21 protein-coding genes and 2 tRNA genes are annotated in these 23,308 nt (G+C 67.9%); 20 read left to right on the top strand and 3 right to left on the bottom strand.

The features are described from left to right. The first annotated feature begins 5 nt into the window (after positions 1 to 5). The 3 genes from ASC66_RS14260 (at position 6) to ASC66_RS14250 (ending at position 3,480) form a co-directional block, all read left to right on the top strand. Positions 6 to 1,259, top strand: a complete 1,254-nt coding sequence (locus ASC66_RS14260) for an MFS transporter (protein ID WP_055840891.1) — start codon at positions 6 to 8, stop codon at positions 1,257 to 1,259. 139 nt (positions 1,260 to 1,398) lie between these two features. Further along, positions 1,399 to 2,679, top strand: a complete 1,281-nt coding sequence (locus ASC66_RS14255; protein WP_055840888.1) for an amidase domain-containing protein — start codon at positions 1,399 to 1,401, stop codon at positions 2,677 to 2,679. A 150-nt stretch (positions 2,680 to 2,829) separates the two neighbouring features. Beyond that, on the top strand, positions 2,830 to 3,480 hold the full coding sequence (locus ASC66_RS14250; protein ID WP_157509811.1) for an amidase domain-containing protein: 651 nt from the start codon (positions 2,830 to 2,832) through the stop codon (positions 3,478 to 3,480). Positions 3,481 to 3,644: 164 nt separating this feature from the next. On the opposite strand, the gene pgm is transcribed toward ASC66_RS14250, so the two are convergent. Further along, complete coding sequence (pgm, locus tag ASC66_RS14245; protein ID WP_055840883.1) at positions 3,645 to 5,270, bottom strand: phosphoglucomutase (alpha-D-glucose-1,6-bisphosphate-dependent); 1,626 nt, start codon at positions 5,268 to 5,270, stop codon at positions 3,645 to 3,647. Between the two features lie 73 nt (positions 5,271 to 5,343). On the opposite strand from pgm, the gene pheA reads away from it, so the two are divergent. Then, the gene (gene pheA, locus ASC66_RS14240) at positions 5,344 to 6,300 is read left to right on the top strand and encodes a prephenate dehydratase (protein WP_055840880.1); all 957 of its coding nucleotides are present in this window, start codon (positions 5,344 to 5,346) and stop codon (positions 6,298 to 6,300) included. A gap of 154 nt (positions 6,301 to 6,454) precedes the next feature. On the opposite strand, the gene ASC66_RS14235 is transcribed toward pheA, so the two are convergent. After that, complete coding sequence (locus ASC66_RS14235) at positions 6,455 to 7,474, bottom strand: diacylglycerol/lipid kinase family protein (RefSeq protein WP_235496933.1); 1,020 nt, start codon at positions 7,472 to 7,474, stop codon at positions 6,455 to 6,457. Between the two features lie 64 nt (positions 7,475 to 7,538). Between ASC66_RS14235 and serS the strand changes: the two genes are divergently transcribed. The 15 genes from serS to add all read left to right on the top strand — a co-directional run bounded on the left by serS (position 7,539) and on the right by add (position 21,069). Further along, complete coding sequence (gene serS, locus ASC66_RS14230; protein ID WP_055840876.1) at positions 7,539 to 8,807, top strand: serine--tRNA ligase; 1,269 nt, start codon at positions 7,539 to 7,541, stop codon at positions 8,805 to 8,807. After that, the gene (locus ASC66_RS14225) at positions 8,804 to 9,616 is read left to right on the top strand and encodes an HAD family hydrolase (RefSeq protein WP_055840872.1); all 813 of its coding nucleotides are present in this window, start codon (positions 8,804 to 8,806) and stop codon (positions 9,614 to 9,616) included. Before serS ends, ASC66_RS14225 begins: the two co-directional genes overlap by 4 nt. A gap of 125 nt (positions 9,617 to 9,741) precedes the next feature. Next, positions 9,742 to 9,826: transfer RNA gene (locus tag ASC66_RS14220), tRNA-Ser, on the top strand. Between the two features lie 87 nt (positions 9,827 to 9,913). After that, positions 9,914 to 11,137, top strand: coding sequence for an LCP family protein (locus ASC66_RS14215; protein ID WP_157509810.1), 1,224 nt, complete (start codon positions 9,914 to 9,916; stop codon positions 11,135 to 11,137). Positions 11,138 to 11,232: 95 nt separating this feature from the next. After that, positions 11,233 to 11,322, top strand: a tRNA-Ser gene (locus tag ASC66_RS14210). Positions 11,323 to 11,678: 356 nt separating this feature from the next. Next, positions 11,679 to 12,596: a ribokinase gene (locus ASC66_RS14205; RefSeq protein ID WP_055840865.1), complete on the top strand. Its 918-nt coding sequence runs from the start codon at positions 11,679 to 11,681 to the stop codon at positions 12,594 to 12,596. Next, positions 12,593 to 13,594, top strand: a complete 1,002-nt coding sequence (locus ASC66_RS14200) for an ABC transporter permease (protein WP_055840862.1) — start codon at positions 12,593 to 12,595, stop codon at positions 13,592 to 13,594. The genes ASC66_RS14205 and ASC66_RS14200 overlap by 4 nt, the downstream gene beginning before the upstream one ends. 94 nt (positions 13,595 to 13,688) lie before the next feature. Further along, positions 13,689 to 14,717, top strand: a complete 1,029-nt coding sequence (locus ASC66_RS14195; protein ID WP_055840859.1) for a sugar ABC transporter substrate-binding protein — start codon at positions 13,689 to 13,691, stop codon at positions 14,715 to 14,717. Then, positions 14,717 to 16,291, top strand: coding sequence for a sugar ABC transporter ATP-binding protein (locus ASC66_RS14190; RefSeq protein ID WP_055840856.1), 1,575 nt, complete (start codon positions 14,717 to 14,719; stop codon positions 16,289 to 16,291). Before ASC66_RS14195 ends, ASC66_RS14190 begins: the two co-directional genes overlap by 1 nt. A gap of 33 nt (positions 16,292 to 16,324) precedes the next feature. After that, on the top strand, positions 16,325 to 16,780 hold the full coding sequence (rbsD, locus tag ASC66_RS14185; protein ID WP_055840852.1) for a D-ribose pyranase: 456 nt from the start codon (positions 16,325 to 16,327) through the stop codon (positions 16,778 to 16,780). A 71-nt stretch (positions 16,781 to 16,851) separates the two neighbouring features. Continuing rightward, on the top strand, positions 16,852 to 17,562 hold the full coding sequence (gene deoC, locus ASC66_RS14180; RefSeq protein WP_055840849.1) for a deoxyribose-phosphate aldolase: 711 nt from the start codon (positions 16,852 to 16,854) through the stop codon (positions 17,560 to 17,562). 73 nt (positions 17,563 to 17,635) lie between these two features. Further along, a complete protein-coding gene (locus ASC66_RS14175; RefSeq protein WP_055840846.1) occupies positions 17,636 to 18,388 on the top strand; it encodes a GntR family transcriptional regulator in 753 nt (250 codons plus the stop codon). Between the two features lie 162 nt (positions 18,389 to 18,550). After that, on the top strand, positions 18,551 to 18,970 hold the full coding sequence (locus tag ASC66_RS14170) for a pyridoxamine 5'-phosphate oxidase family protein (protein WP_055840842.1): 420 nt from the start codon (positions 18,551 to 18,553) through the stop codon (positions 18,968 to 18,970). Positions 18,971 to 19,110: 140 nt separating this feature from the next. Continuing rightward, entirely contained in the window at positions 19,111 to 20,094 is a 984-nt protein-coding gene (locus ASC66_RS14165; protein WP_055840840.1) for a nucleoside hydrolase, read from the top strand. Positions 20,095 to 20,103: 9 nt separating this feature from the next. Then, a complete protein-coding gene (gene add / locus ASC66_RS14160; protein ID WP_055840838.1) occupies positions 20,104 to 21,069 on the top strand; it encodes an adenosine deaminase in 966 nt (321 codons plus the stop codon). Here the strand turns inward: add and ASC66_RS14155 are convergent. Continuing rightward, positions 21,066 to 22,298 (bottom strand): MFS transporter, encoded by a 1,233-nt coding sequence (locus tag ASC66_RS14155; RefSeq protein ID WP_055840834.1) that lies wholly within the window; start codon positions 22,296 to 22,298, stop codon positions 21,066 to 21,068. The two genes, add and ASC66_RS14155, sit on opposite strands and share 4 nt — an antisense overlap. A gap of 187 nt (positions 22,299 to 22,485) precedes the next feature. On the opposite strand from ASC66_RS14155, the gene ASC66_RS14150 reads away from it, so the two are divergent. Beyond that, positions 22,486 to 23,274 (top strand): GntR family transcriptional regulator, encoded by a 789-nt coding sequence (locus ASC66_RS14150; RefSeq protein ID WP_055840832.1) that lies wholly within the window; start codon positions 22,486 to 22,488, stop codon positions 23,272 to 23,274. Positions 23,275 to 23,308 lie beyond the last annotated feature (34 nt).

Raw genomic sequence — 23,308 nt, 5'->3', positions numbered from 1 at the left:
GCGACATGACCGATCCAGTGACTGTTGGCGCGAAGCGGCTCAGCCGGCACCACGGTTGGGTGCCGCTCAGCATCCTGATCGTGAACCAGCTGCTCGCCGGAGTCGGAGTCGCCTCGGGCATCGCGGTCGGCGGCATCCTCGCCCGGGAGCTCACCGGAACCGTCACCCTGGCGGGCCTCGCTCAAACCTCGAGCGTTTTGGGCGCCGGCCTCGTCGCCATTCCGATGGCCAGGCTCGCCGTCACCGTCGGCCGGCACTGGGCGCTGGCCAGCGGCTACGCCTTCGCCTTTCTCGGCGCGCTGCTCGTGCTGGCGGCCGCGATCACCGGAATCCTGCCGCTGCTCTTCCTCGGCCTCGGCGCCTTCGGTGCCGCCAGCGCCTCCGGTCTGCAGGCGCGTTTCGCGGCGACCGAAGTCGCGTCGCCCGGTTACGAGGCCCGCTCGATGTCGCTCGTGCTCTGGGCGACGACGCTCGGCTCGGTTGCCGGCCCGAATCTCTCCACGCTCGGCGCCGAGCTGGGCGCCTCCCTCGGCTTCGAGCCCCTGGCCGGGCCGTTCGTGTTCTCGGCTGTCGCCTTCGCGGCATCCGCACTGCTGGCGGCAGTGCTGCTGCGCACACCGCCGGCCGGTCGGCTGGCAGCCGATGCCGCGGGCGAGGCCGAGGTCACCACGCGCGTGCGCACCGTCGAGGCGCTCCGCATTGCGATGCGTTCCCCGCGGGCGGCCGTCGGCGTGGTCGCGATCATCTGTTCGCACACGGTCATGGTCGGCGTGATGGTGATGACGCCCGTCACCATGCACGAACACGGGCTCTCGCTCAGCCTGCAGGCGCTCGTGATCAGCATCCACATCCTCGGCATGTACGGCGCGAGTCCGCTGATGGGGTGGCTGGCCGACCGCTGGGGGTCCGGCCGGGTGATCGCGCTGGCTGTCGTGATCTTCACCGCCGCGGCCGTCATCGGAATCACGGTGCCATCCGACAACATGATCGCCGTGCCGATCGCGCTCGGGCTGCTCGGCCTCGGCTGGTCGGCCGGCATGATCGGTGGTTCTGCGCAGCTCACCGAGTCCGTCGAGCCTGCGGTGCGCGTGCCGTTGCAGGGCGCGACGGATGCCGCGATGAACCTGGCCGCCGCGGCATCCGCGGCGGTGGCGGGCGTCATTCTGGCGTGGGGCGGTTTCCCAGCGCTGAACGCCCTCGCTCTGCTCGTGCTGGTGCCGCTGGTCGTGCTGGGAGTGCGGGCTCAGCGGGCGCCCTGACCCCCAGACAGATCGATCTACTCCCCCCTTCGGGGGTCAAAACTGGGCTTTTCTCATGGTTTGCGCAGCCTTTGTCCAGTGCTCTGACATCTGAGCTTGTTCTGGTCGATAGTCCACTTTTGCTGATCAGAATTGATTTATGCGTCACCGCTTACCCTCACCCCACACCTTCTCCGGCCAGCGCGCCGCCGTCGTGGGCGGCACGGCTGGCATCGCGATCGCCGTCTGCTCCTTCCTCGCATTGACCATCGGGGCCCAGCCCCTCGGCGTCGACACGGCGAACTCCGCTGATGCCGCCACCCTCGACTCCACGGCGTCGTCCAGCCGTTCCGACGCCATCGTCACGCCCGCGCCGGAGTCCGTGCAACTGCCCGTCGCCCTGGCCGAACCCGCCGTCGCGTCCGGCCCCGTCACCGGTGGCACAGTCGTGACCCTCACGGGTGAGGAGCTCACCCAGGTGAGCTCGGTGCAGGTCGGCGGAGTGCCGGCGGCCGTCGTCGAGGCGACCCCGACCACCCTCAGCTATCAGGTGCCGGTGGCCACCGACCACAGCACGGGAACCGTCCCGGTTGAGCTCTTCGACGTGACGGGTGCTGCGGTCTCGGTCGCCACCGAACTGCCTGCGGAGCCCGAGACCAGCGCGAGTGCGGCATCGCCGGCCGGAGTGCCGACCGCCGGCGATGCCGCCTCGGCCGGAACACCGGCCGGCGCCGCTGCCGAGCCCGCCGAGGCCGGCACCACCGCCACCACCGCGGGAGCCGATGCAGCGCCTGCCGCCGTGCCGGGCCTGCAGAGCGTCCTCGCGGCACCGGTTCCCGATCACGGCAGCGCGCTGCTGAACGCGCTCGTGCTGAAGCCGGCGGTCGTCGCGGCCGCAGCGGCTGCGGCCGCGGACGCCGCCGCTCAGGCATCCGCAAGCCAGGCCGCCCCGGCGATGCTGAGCTTCGAATACCTGCCGGACCCCCGCGTCAGCGCGCAGACCGACTACCTGTTGCAGCACTGGGCCGACTACAACCCCGCGTACTCGGCGATCTACGGCAACGACTGCGTCAACTTCACCAGCCAGGGGCTCATCGCCCGCGGCTGGCAGATGGACGCGGAGTGGGGCTACAGTGCAGCCGGCGGCGGCTCGTCCGCGTGGGTCAGCTCGACCGCCTTCCGTGACTACATGGCCGCGCACCCCGAGCGTGGTGTCGCCATCGGCGACGATCAGCGGGCATCCGTCAAGGTCGGCGACGTCGCCCAGTTCGACTGGGACAACTCGGGGGACCGCGATCACACGGCCACCGTCACACGCGTCGACAAGACCGAATCCGGCGTGAAGGTCTACGTCGCCGGCCACAGCAAGGACTCCGACTACTGGGACGTCGATGTGGCGATCGCCGGCGGCGGCTCCGTCTACTACTGGGGCCTCAGCTAGCGCCGCGGACGCTCCATTCACGGCTGGCTCGTGGTCGATTCATTTCGAATTCATGTAAATCTCTGCTGAGCTAGACCCTCCCCCGAATTGAGGACGTTCGCAGTGCCCCAGCCCCACCCTCGCCGTATCGCCACGGTTTCCGCTCTCGTCGTGCTCCTTGCAGGTGGCGCCATCATCGCGGGGATGACCCTCGGCGGCGGGGAGCAGCCGTCGGCCGGCCCTGGATCGCAGATCTCGGGGCAGAGCGAAGCGGGCGCGGGGGACACCGCCCGGGCGATGCCGAGCGTGGCTGGCTCGGCGTTCCAATCGGTCGCCTCAGACCCGGCCGTCCAGGCACAGCTCGACTATGCGATGACGTACTGGAGCGACTACAACACCGACGAGTACGGCGTGCTCGACGGCAACGACTGCGTCAACTTCACCAGTCAGTCCCTGATCGAGCGTGGCTGGCAGATGGACGAGGACTGGTGGACAGAGGGCACGGGCGCCGACTTCGACTTCAGCTCGCCGTGGGTGAGCTCAACGTCGTTCCGCGACTACCTCGACGAGTCGGGTCGGGCCAGCGCGCTCAGCGACGAGCAGCGCGATCAGGTGAAGCTCGGCGATGTGGTGCAATTCGACTGGGACAACTCCGGCGACCGCGACCACACCGGCATTGTCACCGGCATCGAGCGCTCCGGCGACGACATCACGATCTACTTCGCCGGCCACACCGACGACAGCGACTACCGCTCGGTCGACGACGCCATCACCGTGGACCACCCGGGCGGAACCGCCTACTACTGGAGCATCCCGGAGTAGCAACCCTCGCCGGTTGAGCCTGTCGAAACCCCGCCGCTGGTTGAGCTTGTCGAGACCCGCCGCTGGTTGAGCTTGTCGAAACCTCGTTGGTTGAGCTTGTCGAAACCCCTCGCTGGTCGAGTAGCGACGAAGGAGCGTATCGAGACCGGGATCCGTCGAAACCCTTACCCGAGCGCGGCGTCGACGATGAGGCGCGCCTCGCCCTGCACCTGGCGCAGGTGCTCCTCGCCGAGGAACGACTCGGCGTAGATCTTGTAGACGTCCTCTGTGCCGCTTGGCCGGGCCGCGAACCAGGCGTTCTCGGTGACGACCTTCACGCCGCCGACGGCCGCATCGTTGCCCGGCGCCCGCGAGAGCTTCGCCAGGATCGGCTCTCCCGCCAGCTCCGTCGCGGTGATCGCGTCGCCGTCGAGCTTGCCGAGCGCCGCCTTCTGCGCGGGGGTCGCCGCGGCATCCACCCGCTCGTAGACGGGGTCGCCGTACTGCGCGACGAGCCCGGCGTACAGCTCAGACGGGCTCTTGCCGGTGACGGCGCGAATCTCGGCGGCGAGCAGGCAGAGCAGGATGCCGTCCTTGTCGGTGGTCCAGACGGTGCCGTCGAAGCGGAGGAACGACGCCCCGGCGCTCTCCTCGCCGCCGAAGCCGACGGAGCCGTCGACGAGGCCGGGCACGAACCACTTGAAGCCGACCGGCACCTCCCAGAGGCGGCGGCCGAGGGCCGAGGCGACGCGGTCGATCATGCTGGAGGACACCAGGGTCTTACCGATGGCGGCATCCGGACGCCAGCCCGTGCGGTGCGTGTAGAGGTAGTCGATCGCCACGGCGAGGAAGTGGTTCGGGTTCATCAGGCCGCCGTCGGGCGTGACGATGCCGTGCCGGTCGGCGTCGGCGTCGTTGCCGGTGAGGATGTCGAAGTCGTCGCGGTGCGCCAGCACGGAGGCCATCGCCGACGGGCTCGACGGGTCCATGCGGATCTTGCCGTCCCAGTCCAGCGTCATGAAGCCCCACTGCGGGTCGACGAGCGGGTTCACGACGGTGAGGTTGAGTGCGTAGTGGTCGCGGATCGCGGCCCAGTAGCCCACCGACGCCCCGCCCAGCGGGTCGGCGCCGATGTGGATGCCGCTGGCCCGGATGGCGGCGATGTCGATGATGTTCTCGAGATCCTCGACGTAGCGGCCGCGGAAGTCGTAGGTCTCCACGGCGCTCGGCTCGGCGCGTTTGACCTCGAGCAGGCCGCCGGCGATGAGCTCATTGGCGCGGTTCGCGATCCAGCCGGTCGCGTCGGAGTCGGCAGGCCCGCCGTGCGGCGGGTTGTACTTGAAGCCGCCGTCGCTCGGCGGGTTGTGGCTCGGGGTCACGACGATGCCGTCGGCCTCGCCCTCGGCCCGCGTCTCCTCGTCGTTGTTCCAGCGCAGGATGGCGTGCGAGAGTGCCGGCGTCGGCACGAAGTCGTCGAACTCGTCCACCAGGACGCGCACCTGGTTGCCGACGAGCACCTCGAGCGCGGTTGTCGTGGCCGGGGCGCTCAGCGCGTGCGTGTCCGCACCGATGAACAGCGGGCCGGTGATGCCCTGCGCGGTGCGGTACTCCACGATCGCCTGCGTCGTCGCGGCGATGTGGTCGTCATTGAAGCTCGTCTTCAGCGCGTTGCCCCTGTGGCCGCTGGTGCCGAACGCCACCCGCTGCTCTGCGACCGCGGCATCCGGTTTCAGCTCGTAGTAGGCGCGAACGAGCGCCTGAACGTCGATGAGGTCGGATGCCTGGGCCGGGGTTCCTGCGCGATCAGTCATGCCCCCAGTCTGGCACCGCGCACTGGCCCGTGCCATGCCCGGTCGCGGCAGCCGCCCCATTAGGCTGTGAGCCATGTCCGATCAGAGCCCGCCGCCCGCCCCTGATGACGCTTCGGCGGCAAGTTACAGCTATCTGGGCCCGGCAGGCACCTTCACCGAGGCGGCGCTCAAGCAGGTTCCGGATGCCGCGGGCAAGACCTGGCACGCCGTGAACAACGTGGCGGAGGCACTCGCCGACGTCGTCTCCGGCCGCAGCACCGCCGCGATGATCGCCATGGAGAATTCCGTCGACGGCGGGGTCTCAGCCACCCAGGACGCCCTCGCGAATGTGCCGGGTCTCCGCATCATCGGCGAATACCTCGTTCCGGTGAACTTCGTGCTCGTCGCCCGCCCCGGCACGGCGCTCGCCGATGTGCGCACGGTCAACGCCCACCCGGTCGCCTACGCGCAGTGCGGCATTTGGCTGAACGAGACGCTGCCGGTCCACGGGCACATCCCGGCATCCAGCAACGTCGCCGCGGCCGCCGCCCTGCTGAACGGCAGCCTCGCGGATGCCGCGATCGCCCCGCCCGGGATCACCGAGCATTACCCGCTCGAGGTGCTGGCCGAGGACATCGGCGACAACGGCAACGCCGTCACCCGCTTCGTGCTGGTGAGCCGCAGCCGCGCCATCCCTGCGCCGACCGGGGCCGACAAGACGAGCCTGATCGTCGAGCTGCCCGACGACGTCTCCGGTTCGCTGCTCGGCATGCTCGAGCAGTTCTCCACCCGGGGCGTGAACCTCAGCCTCATCCAGTCGCGCCCGATCGGCGACGCCCTCGGCCGCTACCGCTTCATCATCGACGCGGATGGGCACATCGCCGACGAGCGCATGGCCGATGCCCTGCTCGGCCTGCGTCGGTTCAGCCCGAACGTGATCTTCCTCGGCTCCTACCCGCGCGCCGACAAGCAGACGATCGAGTTCACCTCGCGCTACGACGACGAGATCTTCATCGAGGCGCGGCAGTGGCTGCGCGGGCTGCTCGAGTAGCCGTCAACAGATTGCTCGTCGAGCAACCGCCAGCAGTTTGCTGGTCGAGTGCGATGAGCGAGCGTATCGAGACCTCGCACGGGACTCGGTTTCACGCACGAAGCCGGGCCTCGATACGGCCCTGGCGGGCCTACTCGACCAGCGGGAGTGCTGGCTACGCCGCGTCCGGCACCCGCACGATGAGCGAGGCGGCATCCGTCGTGAACGTCACGGCCGACGCGACGCCGAACTCGTCGCCGTCGATCTCGAGCTCCTGTGCGCCCTCTTCGATGCGCAACTCGATGCCGGTGCCGCGCAGGTAGACCATCTCGCTGCGCTTGTCGCCGCCGGTGAGGTCGAGGATCTGCCGGCCGACCGCCGTCTTGCGCAGCACCTGGTTCTCCCAGCTGATCCGGCGCCAGATCATCAGCCAGCCCCAGGCGTTCTTCGGCTGCAGCACGGCCACGTCCAGCAGGCCGTCGTCGAGTTCGGCATCCGGAATCAACTCGATGTTGCCCGGTAGCTTTCCGAGGTTGGCGACGAGCACGGTCGCGACGCGCACCCGGTGGGCGTGCCTGCCCTCCATGCGGTAGTGCAGGTGGAACGGCTTGGAGGCGGGCAGGATCCGCAGCCCGGCGTCGACGTAGGCGAGCCAGCCGACGCGCTTCTTCAGATCCGGGTCGGTGTTCGAGATCATGGCGGCGTCGATGCCGACGCCCGACATCACGAGGGAGAGGTGCTGCTCGGTGCCGCCGTTCGGCCGCGTCACGTCGACGAGCAGCGCGTCGATCGGTCGGTCGGCTCCGCCGAAGGCGATGTCGAGGGCCAGGGGTACGTCGTTGACCGGCAGATCGAGGTTGCGGGCGAGCAGATTGCCGGTGCCGGCCGGAACGATGCCGAGGGGCACGCCGCTGTTGCGCAGCGTTGCCGACACCGAGCGCACGGTGCCGTCGCCGCCGGCGGCGATCACGAGCGCCACATTCTGGGCGATGGCGTCGGCCGCCATACCCTTGCCCGGGTCGTCCACTGCGGTCTCGATCCAGAGGGATGCCGCCCAGCCGTGGTTCTTCTCGGCCGCGCGCACCGCCTTCTTCAGCGCGGGGACGTCGCCCTTGCTCGGGTTGAACACGATCGCCGCGCGGCGGCGTTTGACGGCGGAGCCTGCGGCCGGATTCGATTCAGTCGTGGGTGGCACGCCGTCCACGCTACGGCATCGCGGATCGGAGAGAGGGGAGGAGCGGGATTGTTAGACTGGCCGGGTGATTGATCCCGTACTCCTCCGCGAAAACCCCGAGCTCATCAAGGCATCGCAAGAGGCGCGCGGTGATTCCGTTGCGCTCGTCGACGAGGCGCTGGCCGCCGACGCCGAACGCCGCGCCGCGATCGCCCACTTCGAGCAGCTGCGCTCCGAGCAGAACGCCTTCAGCAAGAAGGTCGGCAAGGCCGCCCCAGAGGAGAAGAAGGCCCTGCTCGCCGAGGTGCAGGAACTCTCGGCCCAGGTGAAGGTCGCCAGCGCGGCATCCGTCGAGGCAGACACCCGTTTCACCGAGCTCGTCCGCGCCATCGGCAACCCCATCGTCGACGGCGTGCCCGCCGGCGGCGAAGAGAACTTCGTCACCCTGCGCGAGGTCGGCGGCATGCCCACCTTCGACTTCGAGCCCCGCGACCACCTCGAGCTGGGCGAGATACTCGGTGCCATCGACATGGCGCGCGGCGCCAAGGTGAGCGGTGCACGCTTCTACTTCCTGAAGGGCATCGGCGCCCGACTCGAGATCGCCATCATGAACATGGCGCTCGACCGCGCGCTCGCCGCGGGTTTCACGCCGCTCATCACCCCCACGCTGGTGCGCCCGGAGATCATGGACGGCACCGGCTTCCTCGGCAAGCACTCCGACGAGATCTACTACCTCCCGGCCGATGACCTCTACCTCACCGGCACGAGCGAGGTCGCCCTCGCCGGCTACCACGCCGACGAGATCCTCGACCTCAGCGTCGAACCACTGCGTTACGCCGGCTGGTCGACCTGCTACCGCCGCGAGGCCGGCTCCGGCGGCAAGGACACCCGCGGCATCATCCGCGTGCACCAGTTCAACAAGCTCGAGATGTTCGCCTACGTGCTGCCCGAGAACGCCGAGGCCGAGCACGACCGCCTCGTTGCGATGCAGGAAGACATGCTGCGCTCGCTCGGCCTCAGCTACCGCGTCATCGACGTCGCAGCCGGTGACCTCGGCTCCAGCGCCGCTCGCAAGTTCGACATCGAGGCGTGGGTTCCCACGCAGGGTGCCTTCCGCGAGCTCACCAGCACCAGCAACTGCACCACCTTCCAGGCCCGCCGCCTCGACATCCGATACCGCACCGAGTCGGGTAAGACCACGCCCGTCGCGACGCTCAACGGCACCTTGGCCACGACCCGGTGGATCGTCGCGCTGCTCGAGACGCACCAGCAGGCCGACGGCTCCGTGCGCGTGCCTGAGGCGCTCCGTCCGTACCTCGGCGGCATCGAACTGATCGAGCCGCTGACGAAATGACCTCAGAGCGCTGGCTCGTCGCCCTCGACGTCGACGGAACGATCCTCCACGAAGACGAGACGCTGACGGATGCCGTGCGCTCCGCCGTCGCGGGCGCGCAGGCGGCCGGCCACGAGGTCACCCTCGCCACCGGGCGCAGCTGGGAGAGCAGCTGGCAGGTCCTCGAGAAGATCGGTCTCACCCCCGAGTACGTCGTCTGCGCGAACGGGGCGCTCATCATGCAGCGCGACGCGAGCGAGCCGCGCGGCTACCGCCGTGCGCACGTGGAGACCTTCGACCCGGCACCGGTGCTCGAGCGCATCCGGGGCCACCTGCCTGAGGGCCGCTTCATGGTCGAGGACGCCACGGGCCGCCGGCTCTACACCGACGGCATGCTCGACTGGAACCTCGACAACGCGCGTCAGGTCGAGTTCGCCGAGCTCGCCGCCGCGCCGGCCACCCGTGTCGTCGTGCTCTCTCCCGACCATGACCTGCAGGAGTTCCTCACGATCGTCGAGCGCATGGGGCTGCACCAGGTGACGTACTCCGTCGGCTGGACGGCCTGGCTCGACATCGCCCCGGAGGGCGTGAACAAAGCCACGGCGCTTGAGCGGGTGCGGGCAGCGCTCGACATCCCGCGCTCCCGGGTGCTGGTCGCCGGCGACGGCCGCAATGACATCGACATGTTCGAGTGGGCCGGCGCAGAGGGCCGCGCCATCGCCATGGGGCAGGCGCCCGATGAGGTGAAGGATGCCGCGGGCGAAACCACCGGCGCCATCGAGGATGACGGCCTCGCCAGGGTGCTCGAGGCCTTCGTTTCAGGCAACTGACAGCCTTCTCCAGCGGGCTCGCAGAAACGACTGTCATTCTGGAAATCCTGCTATCGGCTAGAATCGTGCGTTGTTCGCTTCTTTTTTCGCCGTGGCTCGCCAGCGACGGTGTGAGGGAATGACCGGGAGGGCTGTCCGAGCGGCCGATGGAGCCAGTCTTGAAAACTGGTGATGTGAAAGCATTCGTGGGTTCGAATCCCACGCCCTCCGCACTACGTGTTTCGCAGGCCTCGTGCCTCGAAAACCAATGAAGGGATGTCAGTGAGCGAAGATTTGCGCCCCCGCTCTCGTCGGGCAATGAAGACGCCGACGATCGCCAGGCACGGTCGACTGAAGAAGTCGAACCCCTTCGCCACCATCGCCAAGGTTCTCGCGGCGACGCTCGCCGTCGTCATGGTCAGCGGCGTCTCCGTCGCGGCGATCGCCGCCTACGACCTGTCCCAAAGCGTGAAGCCCGGTGTGACGCTCGTCGGCGACGACACCCCCGCCCCGATCCCCAAGATCGGCGCGTGGGAGGGTGGCGTCAATGTGCTCGTCGTCGGCAGCGACAGCCGCGCAGGCCAGGACCCGGTCTTCGGCGGTGACGACGAGACGGGCAACCTCAACGACGTCACGATGCTGCTGCACATCTCGGCGGACCACTCCAACGCCACCGTGGTGAGCTTCCCGCGCGACACCTTCGTTCCGATCCCGTCCTGCCCCGACCCGGAGAACCCGGACGAGCCGTTCGCGTCGATGAGCTACCAGAAGATCAACACGACGTTGATGTACGGCGGCCTCCCCTGCACCGTTGAGACGGTCGAAGCACTGACCGGCATGGAGATCCCGTACGCCGCTGAGCTGCAGTTCAGCGGCGTGATCGAAATGAGCACGGCCGTCGGCGGCGTTCCGGTCTGTATTGCCGAACGCATCGAAGACGAGTACACCGGACTGTTCCTCGACCCGGGTGAGCATGAACTCCAGGGCTGGGACGCGCTGCAGTTCCTCCGCACCCGACACGGCGTCGGCGACGGCAGCGACCTCACCCGCATCAGCAACCAGCAGGTCTTCCTCTCCTCCCTGATGCGCACCGTCAAGAGCGCCGACACCCTCAGCAACCCCGCCAAGCTGTACTCGCTGGCCAAGGCCGCTTTGTCGAACGTCGTCCTCTCTGATCAGCTGCAGAACGTCGACAACCTGGTGGCGATGGCGATGGCCCTCAAGGACATCCCGCTCGACCAGATCAAGTTCGTGCAGTACCCGACGGGCGGCGTCGAGGGTGGCGTCGAGCCGAACTACGAGGCAGCCGACGCGCTCTTCGCTGCGCTCGCTGCCGACCAGCCGATCGCCCTTGGGGGCGACACCGGCGGTTCCATCCTCAGCCCGGATGTCACCGTGGAGGCCGCGCCGGTCGATCCCGCCGCACCGGTCGACCCCGCTGCGCCCGTCGACCCGGCCGCGCCGGTCATGCTGGACTCCGTCAAGGGGCAGAGCGCCGACCAGTACACCTGCTCGAACGGTCGCACACTGGACGACCAGTAGGGCGTCCGGCGGCTAAGCTGGATTCACCGGTGGTCATAACCACCCGCAAAAAGCGGTTATGATTGTCGTCGTGTGTTCGCCTCGGTGAGCACCACGGAACCGTCGCATAGTTCGGCCTAGTGCACCACCCTGCTAAGGTGGAGTACCCTTAATGGGTACCGTGGGTTCAAATCCCACCGGTTCCGCACTTGTGAAAAACCCCCGCTTCGGCGGGGGTTTTTGCGTTGCTGCGGCCGTGCCGCGCACGGACTTCGCGAGCATGCAAGGACGCCATCCGCCGCCCCGTCCTCATGAACGCACCGTTTCCTTACGGCTGGATGCCGCGCGTGCTGACGTGCGCCGCGGCGAGTGGATTCACCGAGCCGGTTCGGATCTACGCCGTCGGAGCGGCCTGGTCGCGGGCAGGCAAACACGAACGCCACGATCCGGATGTAAGGCGCACCGCACGGTTCGGAGGGGGCGCATTGACATCTGGAGAACCATGAACATATACTCGCCATGTTCATAGTTGTCCACGTACAAAGAAGTTCGGTTCGAATCAATGAAGATTGCAGTTGTCGGTAGTTACGGTGTCGGGCTCACCATGCGCGTTCCGCGCGTCCCCGCCCCAGGCGAGACCGTCTCTGGCGGCTCGTTCCACGAAGGGCCGGGTGGCAAGGGCTCCAACCAGGCCATCGGCGCCGCCCGCCTCGGTGCTGACGTCTCCTTCCTGACGGCCATCGGCGACGATGATTTCGGCCGCTCAGCCCGTGCCCTCTGGCGCGACGAGGGTGTCGCAGCCGAGCACGTCGTCACGGCATCCGGCGCAACCATGGTGGGGTTCATTCTCGTCGACCCGAAGGGCGAGAATTGCATCTCAATCGCGCCCGGCGCCCTCGACGAACTGGATGCACGGTCGATCCAGCCTTTCCGGGCCGAGATCGCCGCCGCAGACATCTTGGTCGTATCAATGGAGATCCCGCTCCCCGCGGTGACTGCGGCGCTGCGCATCGCACGGGAGCTCGGCACGCGCACGCTGTTGAACCCGGCTCCGGCTCAGGCGCTGCCCGATGAAATCTGGCCGCTCGTCGACATCATCACACCCAATCAGACCGAGGCTCCCGTGATTCTCGGACTCAACCCTCATCACGGCCTCAGCGATGAGGAGCTCATCGCCGAACTCCGACGCCGCACGGGCGGTCTGGCCATCCTCACCCGCGGCGGGCGTGGGGCGCTCGTCTCCGACGCCGAGGGAACGACCGACGTTCCTGCGCTGCGTGTCGAGACCGTCGTCGACACGACCGGGGCGGGCGACGCTTTCACAGCGGCGCTGGCGGTGGCGATCGCCGAGGGGCGTTCCCTGCGTGAAGCGGCGGTCTTCGCCGCCGCTGCCGGCGCCCATGCCGTCACGATCGCTGGAGTGATCCCCTCCCTCCCCACCCGCGAGCAGCTGAACTCCGAGATTGGATCGACCCGATGACCGCGACCTCTGTGCTGGCGCCGAAAGCGTCCTTCGACTTCCGCAAGTTCCTGCATGCGCGAGAGGCCGGGGTCTTCGCCGCCCTTGTGCTGCTCTTCATTCTCGGAGCGGTACTGTCGCCGAACTTCGCCCAGTCGGGAAACCTCCTCTCCGTCGGGCAGCAGATCTCGCAGATCGGCATCATGGCGATCGGGGCCACCTTCGTCATCATCAATGGTGAGATCGACCTCTCAGTCGGCTCGATCTACGCCCTCTCGGCAATCTCGACGGGCATGGCCATCGCCGCCGGGATCGCCTGGCCCGTCGCCATCCTGATTGGACTCGGTGTCGGCGTCGTCGCCGGTGTGCTCAACGGTCTCGCGGTCGTGATGCTCGGGGTACCGTCCTTCATCGTCACTCTCGGCAGCCTGAGCGTCTTCCGCGGTGTCACCCTGTTGATCTCCGACGGAGCGCCCATCTCGTTGAGCGCGGCGCAGCCGGGCGTTGCGGAGTTCACCCTGCTCGGCCAGGGACGCCTGTTCGGAGTCGTGCCCATGCAGCTCATCATTTTCGCGGTGATCGCGGCCATCGGGGTCGTGCTGCTCTCCCGCTCGCGCCTCGGTTTCAACACCTACGCGGTCGGCGGTAACCAGGAGGCAGCCCGTCTCGTCGGCATCAACGTGAAGTCCGTGAAGCTCACGGCTTTCGTGCTCTCCGGTCTCACGGCGGCCATTGCCGGCGTTCTCGGACTCTCGTTCCTGTCTTACGTTCAGGGCGTGACGGGCACCGGCCTCGAGCTCACCGTCATTTCGGCGGTGATCATCGGCGGCGCGGCACTGTTCGGCGGCTCGGGGACGATGTGGGGCACCATCATCGGAGTCGCCTTCATCGGCCTGTTGCAGAACATCCTCAACATCAATGGGATCTCGTCCTTCTGGCAGACCGTCGTCACCGGCCTCGTGATCGTCGCCGCCGTTGCGGCCGATACCTGGCAGCGCAAGCGCAAGACGAAAGCCTGAGCATCGCACCCGACGCTCACGAGGAGGTCCGGTCGAGTGGCCGAGCTCCCTCCAGTACGACACCCATGCCCGGACACAACCAAAGGAGAATTTGATGTCCATTCGCACCACGACCCGCCGCCTACTCGCGGCCGGAGCCATCGTCACGACCGCCGCGCTCGCTCTGAGCGGATGCGGTGCCATCACTTCGGGAAACGACGGAGCGGCCGCGGACGGCAGCTTCCACCTCGCGGGTTACATCCAGGAGCGAATCGACGCCGGCGAGCCGCTGCGCATCAAGCTCAGCTACCACGACCCGTCGCTCGCATTCGCGACGCCCATCAGCGAGGGCATGGAGCGTGCCGGTGAGGAACTCGGCGCCGATGTGCAATTGATCGGGCCGACGGGAGGCGACGCAGCCAAGCAGGTCTCGGAGCTGCAGACGCTCATCCAGCAGAAGTCCGTCGACGCTCTCGCCGTCTCGTCGGCATCGAGCGACGCCCTGAAGCCCGTGATCGCGCAGGCCCATGACGCAGGCATCCCGATCATCTCCTTCAACACCGACAACCCTGACTCGCAGCAGATGGGCTTCGTCGGCCAGGACCTCAAGGGTTCCGGGCAGTCCCAGGCAGAGGAGCTCGTCGCGGCACTCGGCGACGGCGCGACGGGCAAAGTCGTCGTGTTCTCCCTCGACACCGGAGCCGGCTGGTCGCACGAGCGGTTCAGCGGATTCGAGGCCGGCCTCGAAGGCAGCTCGCTCGAGATTGTCGGCCCGGTGAACGTCGGCAACGAGCCGAACGCCGCGTACAACACCGTCGAGTCGACGATGGCCGGTCACTCGGACGTCGTTGCGATCGCGGGACTCGACTGCTGCTCGACCACCGCGGGTGCACAGTGGATCCAGCAGTCCGGTAACACCGGGAAGATCACGATGGTCGGCTTCGACCTTTTGCCGTCGACCGCCGAGTTCGTCGGGAACGGTGTCGTGACGTTCACCATCAGCCAGAATCCCTCCGAACAGGGATACCAGGCCGTCAAGGTGCTCCACGATTTCCTGACGTCAGGCACCGTGATCAGCGGCGTCGACACGGGTGCGCAGTTCATCACGAAGGAGAACCTCGGCGAAGCAACGGTGGAGGGCTGATGACAACGCTCCCACCCCTCGGCGCTCACGAGGACACGCAGTCATCGACTGAGGCCGCTCAGCCTGCGATCCGGATCCGCGGCCTCAGTCGCAGCTTCGGGCCCGTGCGTGCTCTCGAAGACGTGAGCTTTGACGTTCCGGCCGGCGAAGTGACCGCGCTCCTCGGAGAGAACGGCGCCGGCAAGTCGACACTGCTCAAGATCCTCGCGGGTCTGCAGCCGCCGAGTGGCGGGAGCGTCACCCTGTTCGGCCGCGAGGTCGACTCCTACGACCCCAACACGATGCTCACGGAGCACAGTGTTGCGATCGTCCCGCAGGAGCTCTCGCTGTTGCCGGATCGCACGGTCGCCGAGAACATTCTTGCGGGCGTCGAGCCGGGCAACCGGGTCTTCCCGTCCAAGCGCAAGATGGTGCAGCGCACCATTGAACTGCTCGACGAGCTCGAACTGCGTCTCGACCCGAACGCAGCGGTGCGCACGCTCGATATGGCCACCCAGCAGCTCGTGGTCGTCGCCCGCTCGATCGCCCGCGGCTGCCGCGTGCTCATCCTCGACGAGCCGACGGCCATGCTCACTCCGGCCGAAGCCGACCGGCTCTTCGCGCTGATGGCCAGACTCAAGGCAGCAGGCACCACCCTGCTCTATGTCTCCCACCGGATGCCGGAGGTGTTTGCCCTCGCCGACCAGATTGAGGTGCTGCGCGACGGCCGTCACGTTGCGTCCTGGCGGCGCTCGGAGACGACTCCGGAACAGGCTGTCGCTGCCATGGTCGGGCGCGAGCTGGGCCAGTTCACCAGTAGGGCAGAGCTGCGCGGGCGCGGTGTGGGTGAGCACGCCCCCGTCCCGGCCCTCGCGGTGAGCGGGTTGACTGGGCGACGGCACTCCGACATCAGCTTCGAGGTGCGTCCGGGAGAGATCCTCGGAGTCGCAGGCCTGCCCGACTCCGGTCGGGTCGAGTTGCTGCACAACATCTTCGGAGCGGAAAAGGGTGTGGGCGGAACAGTCGCGCTCTCCGGAGCCGAATACGAGAATCGCAGTCCGGTCGCGAGCGTCGCGGCCAAGCTCGCATTCGTGCCCGGGGAGCGCAGAGCCCAGGGGCTGCTCACGACGATGAGCGTCGGCGACAACATCGGAGTGCTCACGGTCCGCACGCTGAGCCGCCTCGGTCTCGTGCGCCGCGCCGCGTTCGATCGCGGCGCGGGCGAGCGCGCACGCGCACTCCGTGTGAAGACCGCGACGATCGATCAACCCATCACGAACCTCTCTGGCGGTAACCAGCAGAAGGCCATGCTCGCCCGCTGGCTTGCGATCGAGCCGACGGTTCTCGTGCTGGACGAGCCGACGCGCGGCGTCGATGTCGGCGCAAAGGCCGAGATCTACGAGCAGCTCTTCGCGCTCTCTGAGCGCGGTGTCGCGATGCTGTGTTCGTCATCGGACCTCCCGGAGCTCCTGACGATCACTGATCGCATCGCCGTCCTCAGCGAGGGGCGCCTCGTGGGCATCGTCGACACCGCCTTCGCCACGGAGGAGTCGATCATGACCCTCGCCACCGGCGCCGGTGTTCCCACAGCCTGACCCCACCACCCATCACCACCTGAAAGGACCGACATGAAGCGCAATGGCATTCTCAATGCCGAACTGAGCGGCGCACTCGGCACCCTCGGCCACACCGACCTCATCTTGGTCGTCGACGCCGGGTTCCCGATTCCCAGGGGGGCGCACCGCATCGACCTGGCCATCGCGGAGAACCTCCCCGACCTGCGCACCGTCATCGATCTGATCGCGAACGAGATCGTCGTGGAGGGCGTAGTGCGCGCCGAAGATGTATCGCGCAACAACCCGCGTCTCGACGAGTGGCTGCAGCAGCGCTTCATCGACGCCGAGTTCTCCAGTCGCACTCATTCCGAGGTGCTCGGCGAACTCGCCGGGCAGGCCAAAGTCATCGTGCGCACCGGGGCGTTTGAACCGTGGGGAAACATCGGCCTGTACTGCGGCGTCGACGTTCCCCGATGGTTCGGCGGCGATGGCGTCGTCGCCCCCGACTACTACGCCTCCAAGCTCTGACCCCGGGCGCCATCGGCGCCCACCCCGCGCATGTGTACATGCCAAACAGCTACGACAGAAATGAGAATCAAGTGACCGAGACAACAACCCGCTCCGAGCTCACGCTCACGCCCAGCGAGATGGCCCCGTTCATCCAGCACACCAAGATCGACGTCGGATCGACGCGCGAGGAGATGATCGCGCACGCTCAGGAGGCCATCTCCTACGGATTTAACGCGGCCATGGTCCCCGCGTCGTGGGTGCCGCTCGTCGCCGCCGAGCTCGCCGGGACAGGCATCGGCATCGCATCCGCTCTCGACTTCCCGACCGTGGGTGTCATGACGAGCGCAGGAAAGGCCGCGGAAGCCGCCGAGATCGCGCGCCTGGGCGCGACCCAGCTCGATATCGGCGTGCAGCTCGGCTGGCTGAAGAGCGGCATGTTCGACGAGTTCCGCGAAGACATTGCCGGCGTCGTGCGCGCATCCGGCATACCGGTGAAGGTCATGCTCGAGCTGCCCCTGCTCTCGGATGCCGAGAAGGAAGCGGCCGTCGAACTTGCGATGGAGGCGGGCGCCTCCTATCTCAAGAATGCGAGCAGCGGCCAAATTGAGACTGCCAACCCGGCAAGCATCCGCTTCCTCGTCGACCGGGCCCGTGACGGCGTGCTCGTCAAGGCGTCCGGCTCAATCAAGGGATACGCTCAGGGCCTCGAACTGTTGCGCGCCGGAGCCGTATTGCTGGGAACAAGTGCCGGTATCGCCATCGTGACCGACTCGAGCGACGAGAACACGACGAGCTACTAGTCCACCGTCCGCCGCCCCGATTGTGCAAACAGTCGGGGCGGTGGTAAGCATTATCAAGTATTGAGGGAGTTCCGTGACCACCACGCCGAGCGCAGTGATCAATCGCGACGCCCCCGTCGCCATCCACGCGCAGATATCTGAAGGCATCCGTTCGCGGATAGCCTCCGGCGAGTGGCCGGCGCATTACCGGCTGAAGAGCGAGCCGGAACTCGCCCAAGAGCTTGGTGTGAGCCGCGGCACTCTGCGGCGCGCCCTCACAACCCTCATCGAAGAAGGGCTGCTCCGCCAGGTGCGGGGCCGCGGAACATTCGTGACATCCACGACGATCGAACCCGCCATCGCCCAGAAGCTCAGCACACTCTCCGAGGATTTCGCCAACCAGGGCATCGTCACGACGACGACGGTCATCGAATGCACGCTCGTTGATCCGCCGCGGCCCATCGCTGCCCTTCTCGATGTTCCGGCCGGCGGTTCGGTACTGAAGCTCGTTCGTGTGCGTAGTACCGATCGCGGGCCGGTCGCCCTGCTCTTCAACTATGTGCGTACCGATTTCGCACCGGGCATCGAGAAGGTCGATTTCACTTCGGCGAGTCTCTTCGGCACGCTCGAGGGAGCGTACGGCCTCAAGATCGCCGCGGCACGGCGCACCTTCAGCGCGCAGGCGGCCGAGGCTGATGTTGCGGCAGAACTGAACCTCGAGGTCGGCTCACCTGTGCAGTACCTGCAACAGGTGACGTATCTCGCCGACGACCGCCCAGTTGAGTACTCCGACGTCTGGATTCACAGCGGACGCCTGCAAGTCACCTCGTTGCTCTCGCGCCGCTAGATCCGCCCCTCAGGGAGAGCCGTGTAAGGACCTCAGGAGTTTGCAAGGACGGCAGCGACGGAACGATCCTAGAAACCGCACTGTTTCCTTGTGATCGGACGCCGCGCATACTGAGGCGCGCCAGGCCGCGGCGGCCGCGCCCGGCATCCCTACGATGTAGCCATGGAACTCTCCGACATGGTCGCCTACGTGCGCGGCATCGGCAGCGGCGTGGTGGCCTCAGTGGCCGAAGACGGCTCCCCGCAGGCGGCCTACCTCGATCTCACCGCGACGGACAGGGGTGAGCTGGTCTTCAACGCCCGCTCCGACTCCCGCAAGGTCGCGAACATCCTCCGTGACGGGCGCCTGGCCGTGGTGATCGGCGGAGCGGACGGCACCACCCTGCAGTGCGAGGGCGCGGCCTCGATCGCCGGCGGCGCGGAGCTCGAACGCTGCGCAAAAGCATACGCAGCGGCATTCCCGCAGTTCGATCCGGTGCGGCCGGGAGACGGCGTCGTGCTCGTCGTGGTCGCACTGGGCTGGGCTCGGCACCGTGACTATCGCGGGGTTCTCATCTCGCGCGACGTCGATCTCAGCCGGTGATCGCTGCACCGCCTTGGCGTCGGCAGCTGCCGAGTGGGCTGGTGTCACTGTGCCCGGCCGTCGTGCCAGCGCAGCCTTGCCCACGGCCATGCTGAGGTATAACATCGTACTTCAACACCGACGCTTGGAGCACACGAGGCATGAACCGCCACACGGATGACGCACCCCACCCGATCTACCTCGACTGCGACACCGGAATCGATGACTCACTCGCCCTCGCCTACCTGTTGAGCTCGGCCGATGTCGACCTCGTCGGCGTCGGCACCGTCAGCGGGAACACCGATGCCGCCCAGGCTGCCCGCAACTCGCTGGCCCTGCTCGAACTCGCGGGGCGAACGGATGTTCCTGTGGCGATCGGAGCGCACGACCCACTGAATGGGCGGTACGACGGCGGCGTTCCCGAGATTCACGGTGTGAATGGCATCGGCGGCGTGCAGATCGCCGATGCGGAGCGCCGGCCGGAGCGGGAATCCGCCGCAGAACTCCTGATCCGCCTGTCGCACACTCATGCCGGAGCGCTGCGAATAGTCACGGTCGGCCCGCTGACCAACCTCGCGCTCGCGCTCGCGATGGACCCGACTCTCCCCACCCGCATTGTCGCGGTGACGAGCATGGGCGGCGCCGCATTGGCGCCCGGAAACGTGACGGCAGTGGCCGAGGCGAACATCTGGAACGATCCGGAGGCGGCGCAGCTGACGCTCAGTGCAGGATGGCCCCTCACGCTCGTGCCACTGGATGTGACGATGGAGAATCGCCTCGACGAGGCCGATCGACAAGCGCTGCTCGACTCACGCGATCCGCTCGCCCGCGCGCTCGGGCAGATGCTTGACCACTACTTTGATTTCTACCTCCCGGAGTATGGGGTGCGCAGTTGCGCACTGCACGACCCGCTGGCCGCCGCGATCGCGGTCGGCGGTGTGCGGGCAACGCGCAACCCGGCTGTGCCCGTCGAGGTCGATACGAGCGCGGGCCCCGGTCGTGGACAGGTGATCTGCGACCTGCGCGGCCAACGGCTGGGCCAGCGGGACTCGCCGGGCGCGACCGTGCGGGTCGTCCTGGCCACAGACCGCAGCCTCGGTGCGCACCTGGTCGGCAGCATCACCGGCGCCACGCAGCTCGCGTAGGGCGACGCCATGCTGATCAATCTGCACACGCACCTGGAGGGGCGGATCCGCCCGGCCACGGCCGGTGAGCTCGCCGTGCAACTGGGCCTGCCCGATGCCAGGCGCGACTGGGGGAGGGCCCTCGAGCTCGACGTCCCAGCGGATCTGACCGTCTACCTGCAGAAGGTGGCGGCGTCGTACCCATTCTTCGCGAACGCGGAGGCACTCAGACGCATCTCACGCGAGGCGGTCGAGGATGCCGCGGCCGATGGTGAGGACTACCTCGAGCTCCGCTTCGGCCCGGCGACGCACGTGCGAGACGGCTTCGACCTCGATGCCGTCATCGCCGCCGTCTGCGACGGTGTCGCGGACGGTGTGGCGGAGACGGGGATGCCGGCCGGCGTCGTCGTCGCGGCGCTGCGCCATCACGACGCCGACACGAATGAGCGGGTGGCTCGCGCCGCAGCGCGCCGCGCCGGACGCGGCGTCGTTGGCTTCGACCTCGCCGGTGACGAGCTGCTGTTCCCCGCCCTTCGGCCATTCGTGGACTCGTTCGCCATCGCAGGGGCCGCGGGCCTCGGCCTCACCTGCCACGCCGCGGAGGCGGCCCCCGGATCCGCGGCGGTCGCGGCATCCCGTCTGCTCGGGGTCTCCCGAATCGGACACGGTGCCCACATCGTCGACGATGACGCCGCGCTCGCCCAGGTGGTCGACGCGGGACTCGCCGTCGAGGTGTGCCCGAGCTCGAACGTGTTCACAGGGGCGATCGCCACGCTCGACGCCCACCCGGCCGCGCGGCTGCGGGCCGCCGGCATCCCCGTGGTGCTCGGCGACGACAACCCGCGACAGACCGGCTCACTGTTGAGCGCGGAAGACGCGATCATGCGATCTCGCCTCGGATTCGACGCGGCCGACATGGTGCGGCTCGCCGCAGACAGTGTGCGGGTCGCGTTCATGGAGGATGCGACCCGGAAGGCGCTGCACGCCCGGCTCTAGCGGCTGCCGAACTGGCGCCGGCCGGCAACGGCCAGTAGCGTGAGCGCCGCGGCGACGCCGGCGGTGATCAGGAAGCCGCTGTGTGCCCCGTTGGCCTCCACGAGCAGCCCCACCGCGGCGGTGACCAGTGCCTGGCCGACGGTCAGGCTGCTCTGGAGCATGGTGAGGACGACGGTTGAGCGCCCGGCCATCGCCGCCTGGCTGCCGAGTGTGAAGAGGGAGACAAGCACCGCACCGACGCCGACGCCCGTGATGAAGAGCGCGACGGCCATCGACACGATCGTTGTTGCGAGCACGATCGCGGCGACGCCGAGCACGGCGATGCCGCTGAAGACGAGCCACCGGCTGGCGATGGTGAATCGTGCGGGCAGGGCCGCGACCCCGAGCGCGGAGAGAATGGCGCCGACGCTCATTGCTCCGTACAGGATTCCGGTCTGTGACTCGGCCGCGAAAGTGTGCATGAACGCGGTCAACGCCGTGAGCGTGGAGCCGAAGATCCCGCCGACGAGGAACATCGCGACGGCGAGGATCATGATCTGCGGGGTGAACAGGCGCCCTGGCGGCACCGTGCGGGCGTGGCTCGGTGTGCTGGCGGTGGCGGAGGGGTGTGTGGCGAAGGCGACCACGACGCTTGCCGTGACAGCCGCGGCAACCACGAGCGGCGCCCACGGTGCGATCAGGCTCGCCAGCAGTCCCACCAGCACCGGCCCGAGCACGAACGATGCCTCATCGGCGACCGATTCGTAGCTCATGACCATGGAGAGCGCCCGATCGCGACGGGGGTGGCTGAGCGCCCCCGCGAAGGCGGCCATCCGCGAGCGGGAGAACGGCCCGACCTGCGGGACGCTGGCGCCGACAAGTGCCGCTCCGACCGCCAGCCCCCAGGCCGGCACGGCCGAGTAGCTCAGCCAGACGAAGAGCAGCATGGCGCAGGCGTTGAGTGCGGAGCAGGAGAGGAGCACCCAGCGTTGGCCGAAGCGATCGGCGAGGCCACCGCTCATCGTCCCGAAGATCGCAGTGGCGATTCCGGCGCTCGCCGCTGCGAGTCCGGCGTCGGCGATCGAGCCCCTGACGCCGGCGACGAGCGTGAGCACGCCGACGATGGTCATCGCGAAGGGGAGCCTGCCGATGAACGCGACGGGGAAGTAGTCCCACCGCACGAAGCGCGCCAGCTCGCGCGCGGCGAAGCGCTTCGTCTCGATCGGGTTGTCGCGCACTGCTTCGTCCAAGATCCACCTCGTTGTCGATGTCGCCGGTTCAGCGGCTGAACGGACGGGTATAACATTATACCTTTAAGATCGGCGTTCCTGCGGGCGCGGGGGTGACGCCACGAGCCGGCTGTGCACGATCTCGCCGTTTGACAGGGAGAATGGGTGCTAGTCGCACCGGTTGCGCCTTACGACAGTAGGAGTATCAGTGAGCATCAGCCCGTCGCAGTACCTCGAAAAGCCCTTGCTGACCTCGCCGGGCCAGCCACTTCGCGTCGCCGTCTACTCGCGCATCGCGCACGGCATCCGCAGCGGCGTCTTCCCGATGGGCACGGCGCTGCCGCGCGAGACCGAGCTCGGCGTCGCGCTCGGGGTGAGCAGGACCGTCGTGCGAGAGGCACTGATGCTGCTCGAAGAAGACGGTCTGACGTTGACGCGGCGCGGAGTCGGGCGATTCGTCGCCGATGCGATCCCGTACGTCGGACTCGAGGAATTCCGCCCATTCGACCAGGTTCTCGCCGAGGGGGACAGCGTCGTCCAGGTGCAGGGGGTCGAGGTGACCATGCAGGAGGCGACCGACTTCGTGGTCAGCAACCTCGGCATCCCATTGGGCTCGCAGATGTGGTTCAGGGAAGCGATCGTCTCGCGGGATGGCTCGCCGATCGCGATCATCCAGGAGTACCTTCCGGCCGATGATGATCGGGACGGCTTCGCCGGTGCGGTCGCCCAGACGATGCCGGATGCCGCCGGCCTGAACGCGACGGTGCTGCAGAGCGTCCTCGAGCAGACCGGGCTCGCGCTGAGCTCCGGCGAATGCCGCATCACCGCGAGCGTTGCGGGTGCGACGCGCGCCAAACAACTCGGCGTGAAGGCCAGTGATCCGGTGCTCCTGCTCACCCAGACGGCCGAGCTCAACGGCAAGCCGGTCTACCTCGCCAAGTGCGCGATCACCGCTGCCGTCGGCCACATCGCCGTCCGCCAGTCCAGCGCCGGGTAGGCGGGCCCGGCGCTGGCAACGCGGAAGGGGCACC

This window comes from Leifsonia sp. Root4, assembly GCF_001425085.1.
In the GTDB taxonomy this organism is placed as follows: Bacteria; Actinomycetota; Actinomycetes; order Actinomycetales; family Microbacteriaceae; genus Microterricola.
Note: the sequence above shows the minus strand (reverse complement) of the source record. Positions and strands in the feature narration are given on the sequence as shown.

Bases quoted from the DNA above. Each gene is read 5' to 3' on its own strand.
- ASC66_RS14190 (WP_055840856.1), top strand. From the start codon at position 14,717: ATGACAACGCTCCCACCCCTCGGCGCTCACGAGGACACGCAGTCATCG.
- ASC66_RS14200 (WP_055840862.1), top strand. From the start codon at position 12,593: ATGACCGCGACCTCTGTGCTGGCGCCGAAAGCGTCCTTCGACTTCCGC.
- add (WP_055840838.1), top strand. From the start codon at position 20,104: ATGCTGATCAATCTGCACACGCACCTGGAGGGGCGGATCCGCCCGGCC.
- ASC66_RS14165 (WP_055840840.1), top strand. From the start codon at position 19,111: ATGAACCGCCACACGGATGACGCACCCCACCCGATCTACCTCGACTGC.
- ASC66_RS14195 (WP_055840859.1), top strand. From the start codon at position 13,689: ATGTCCATTCGCACCACGACCCGCCGCCTACTCGCGGCCGGAGCCATC.
- ASC66_RS14215 (WP_157509810.1), top strand. From the start codon at position 9,914: ATGAAGACGCCGACGATCGCCAGGCACGGTCGACTGAAGAAGTCGAAC.
- ASC66_RS14170 (WP_055840842.1), top strand. From the start codon at position 18,551: ATGGAACTCTCCGACATGGTCGCCTACGTGCGCGGCATCGGCAGCGGC.
- ASC66_RS14225 (WP_055840872.1), top strand. From the start codon at position 8,804: ATGACCTCAGAGCGCTGGCTCGTCGCCCTCGACGTCGACGGAACGATC.
- ASC66_RS14205 (WP_055840865.1), top strand. From the start codon at position 11,679: ATGAAGATTGCAGTTGTCGGTAGTTACGGTGTCGGGCTCACCATGCGC.
- pgm (WP_055840883.1), bottom strand. From the start codon at position 5,270: ATGACTGATCGCGCAGGAACCCCGGCCCAGGCATCCGACCTCATCGAC.
- pheA (WP_055840880.1), top strand. From the start codon at position 5,344: ATGTCCGATCAGAGCCCGCCGCCCGCCCCTGATGACGCTTCGGCGGCA.
- ASC66_RS14255 (WP_055840888.1), top strand. From the start codon at position 1,399: ATGCGTCACCGCTTACCCTCACCCCACACCTTCTCCGGCCAGCGCGCC.
- ASC66_RS14260 (WP_055840891.1), top strand. From the start codon at position 6: ATGACCGATCCAGTGACTGTTGGCGCGAAGCGGCTCAGCCGGCACCAC.
- rbsD (WP_055840852.1), top strand. From the start codon at position 16,325: ATGAAGCGCAATGGCATTCTCAATGCCGAACTGAGCGGCGCACTCGGC.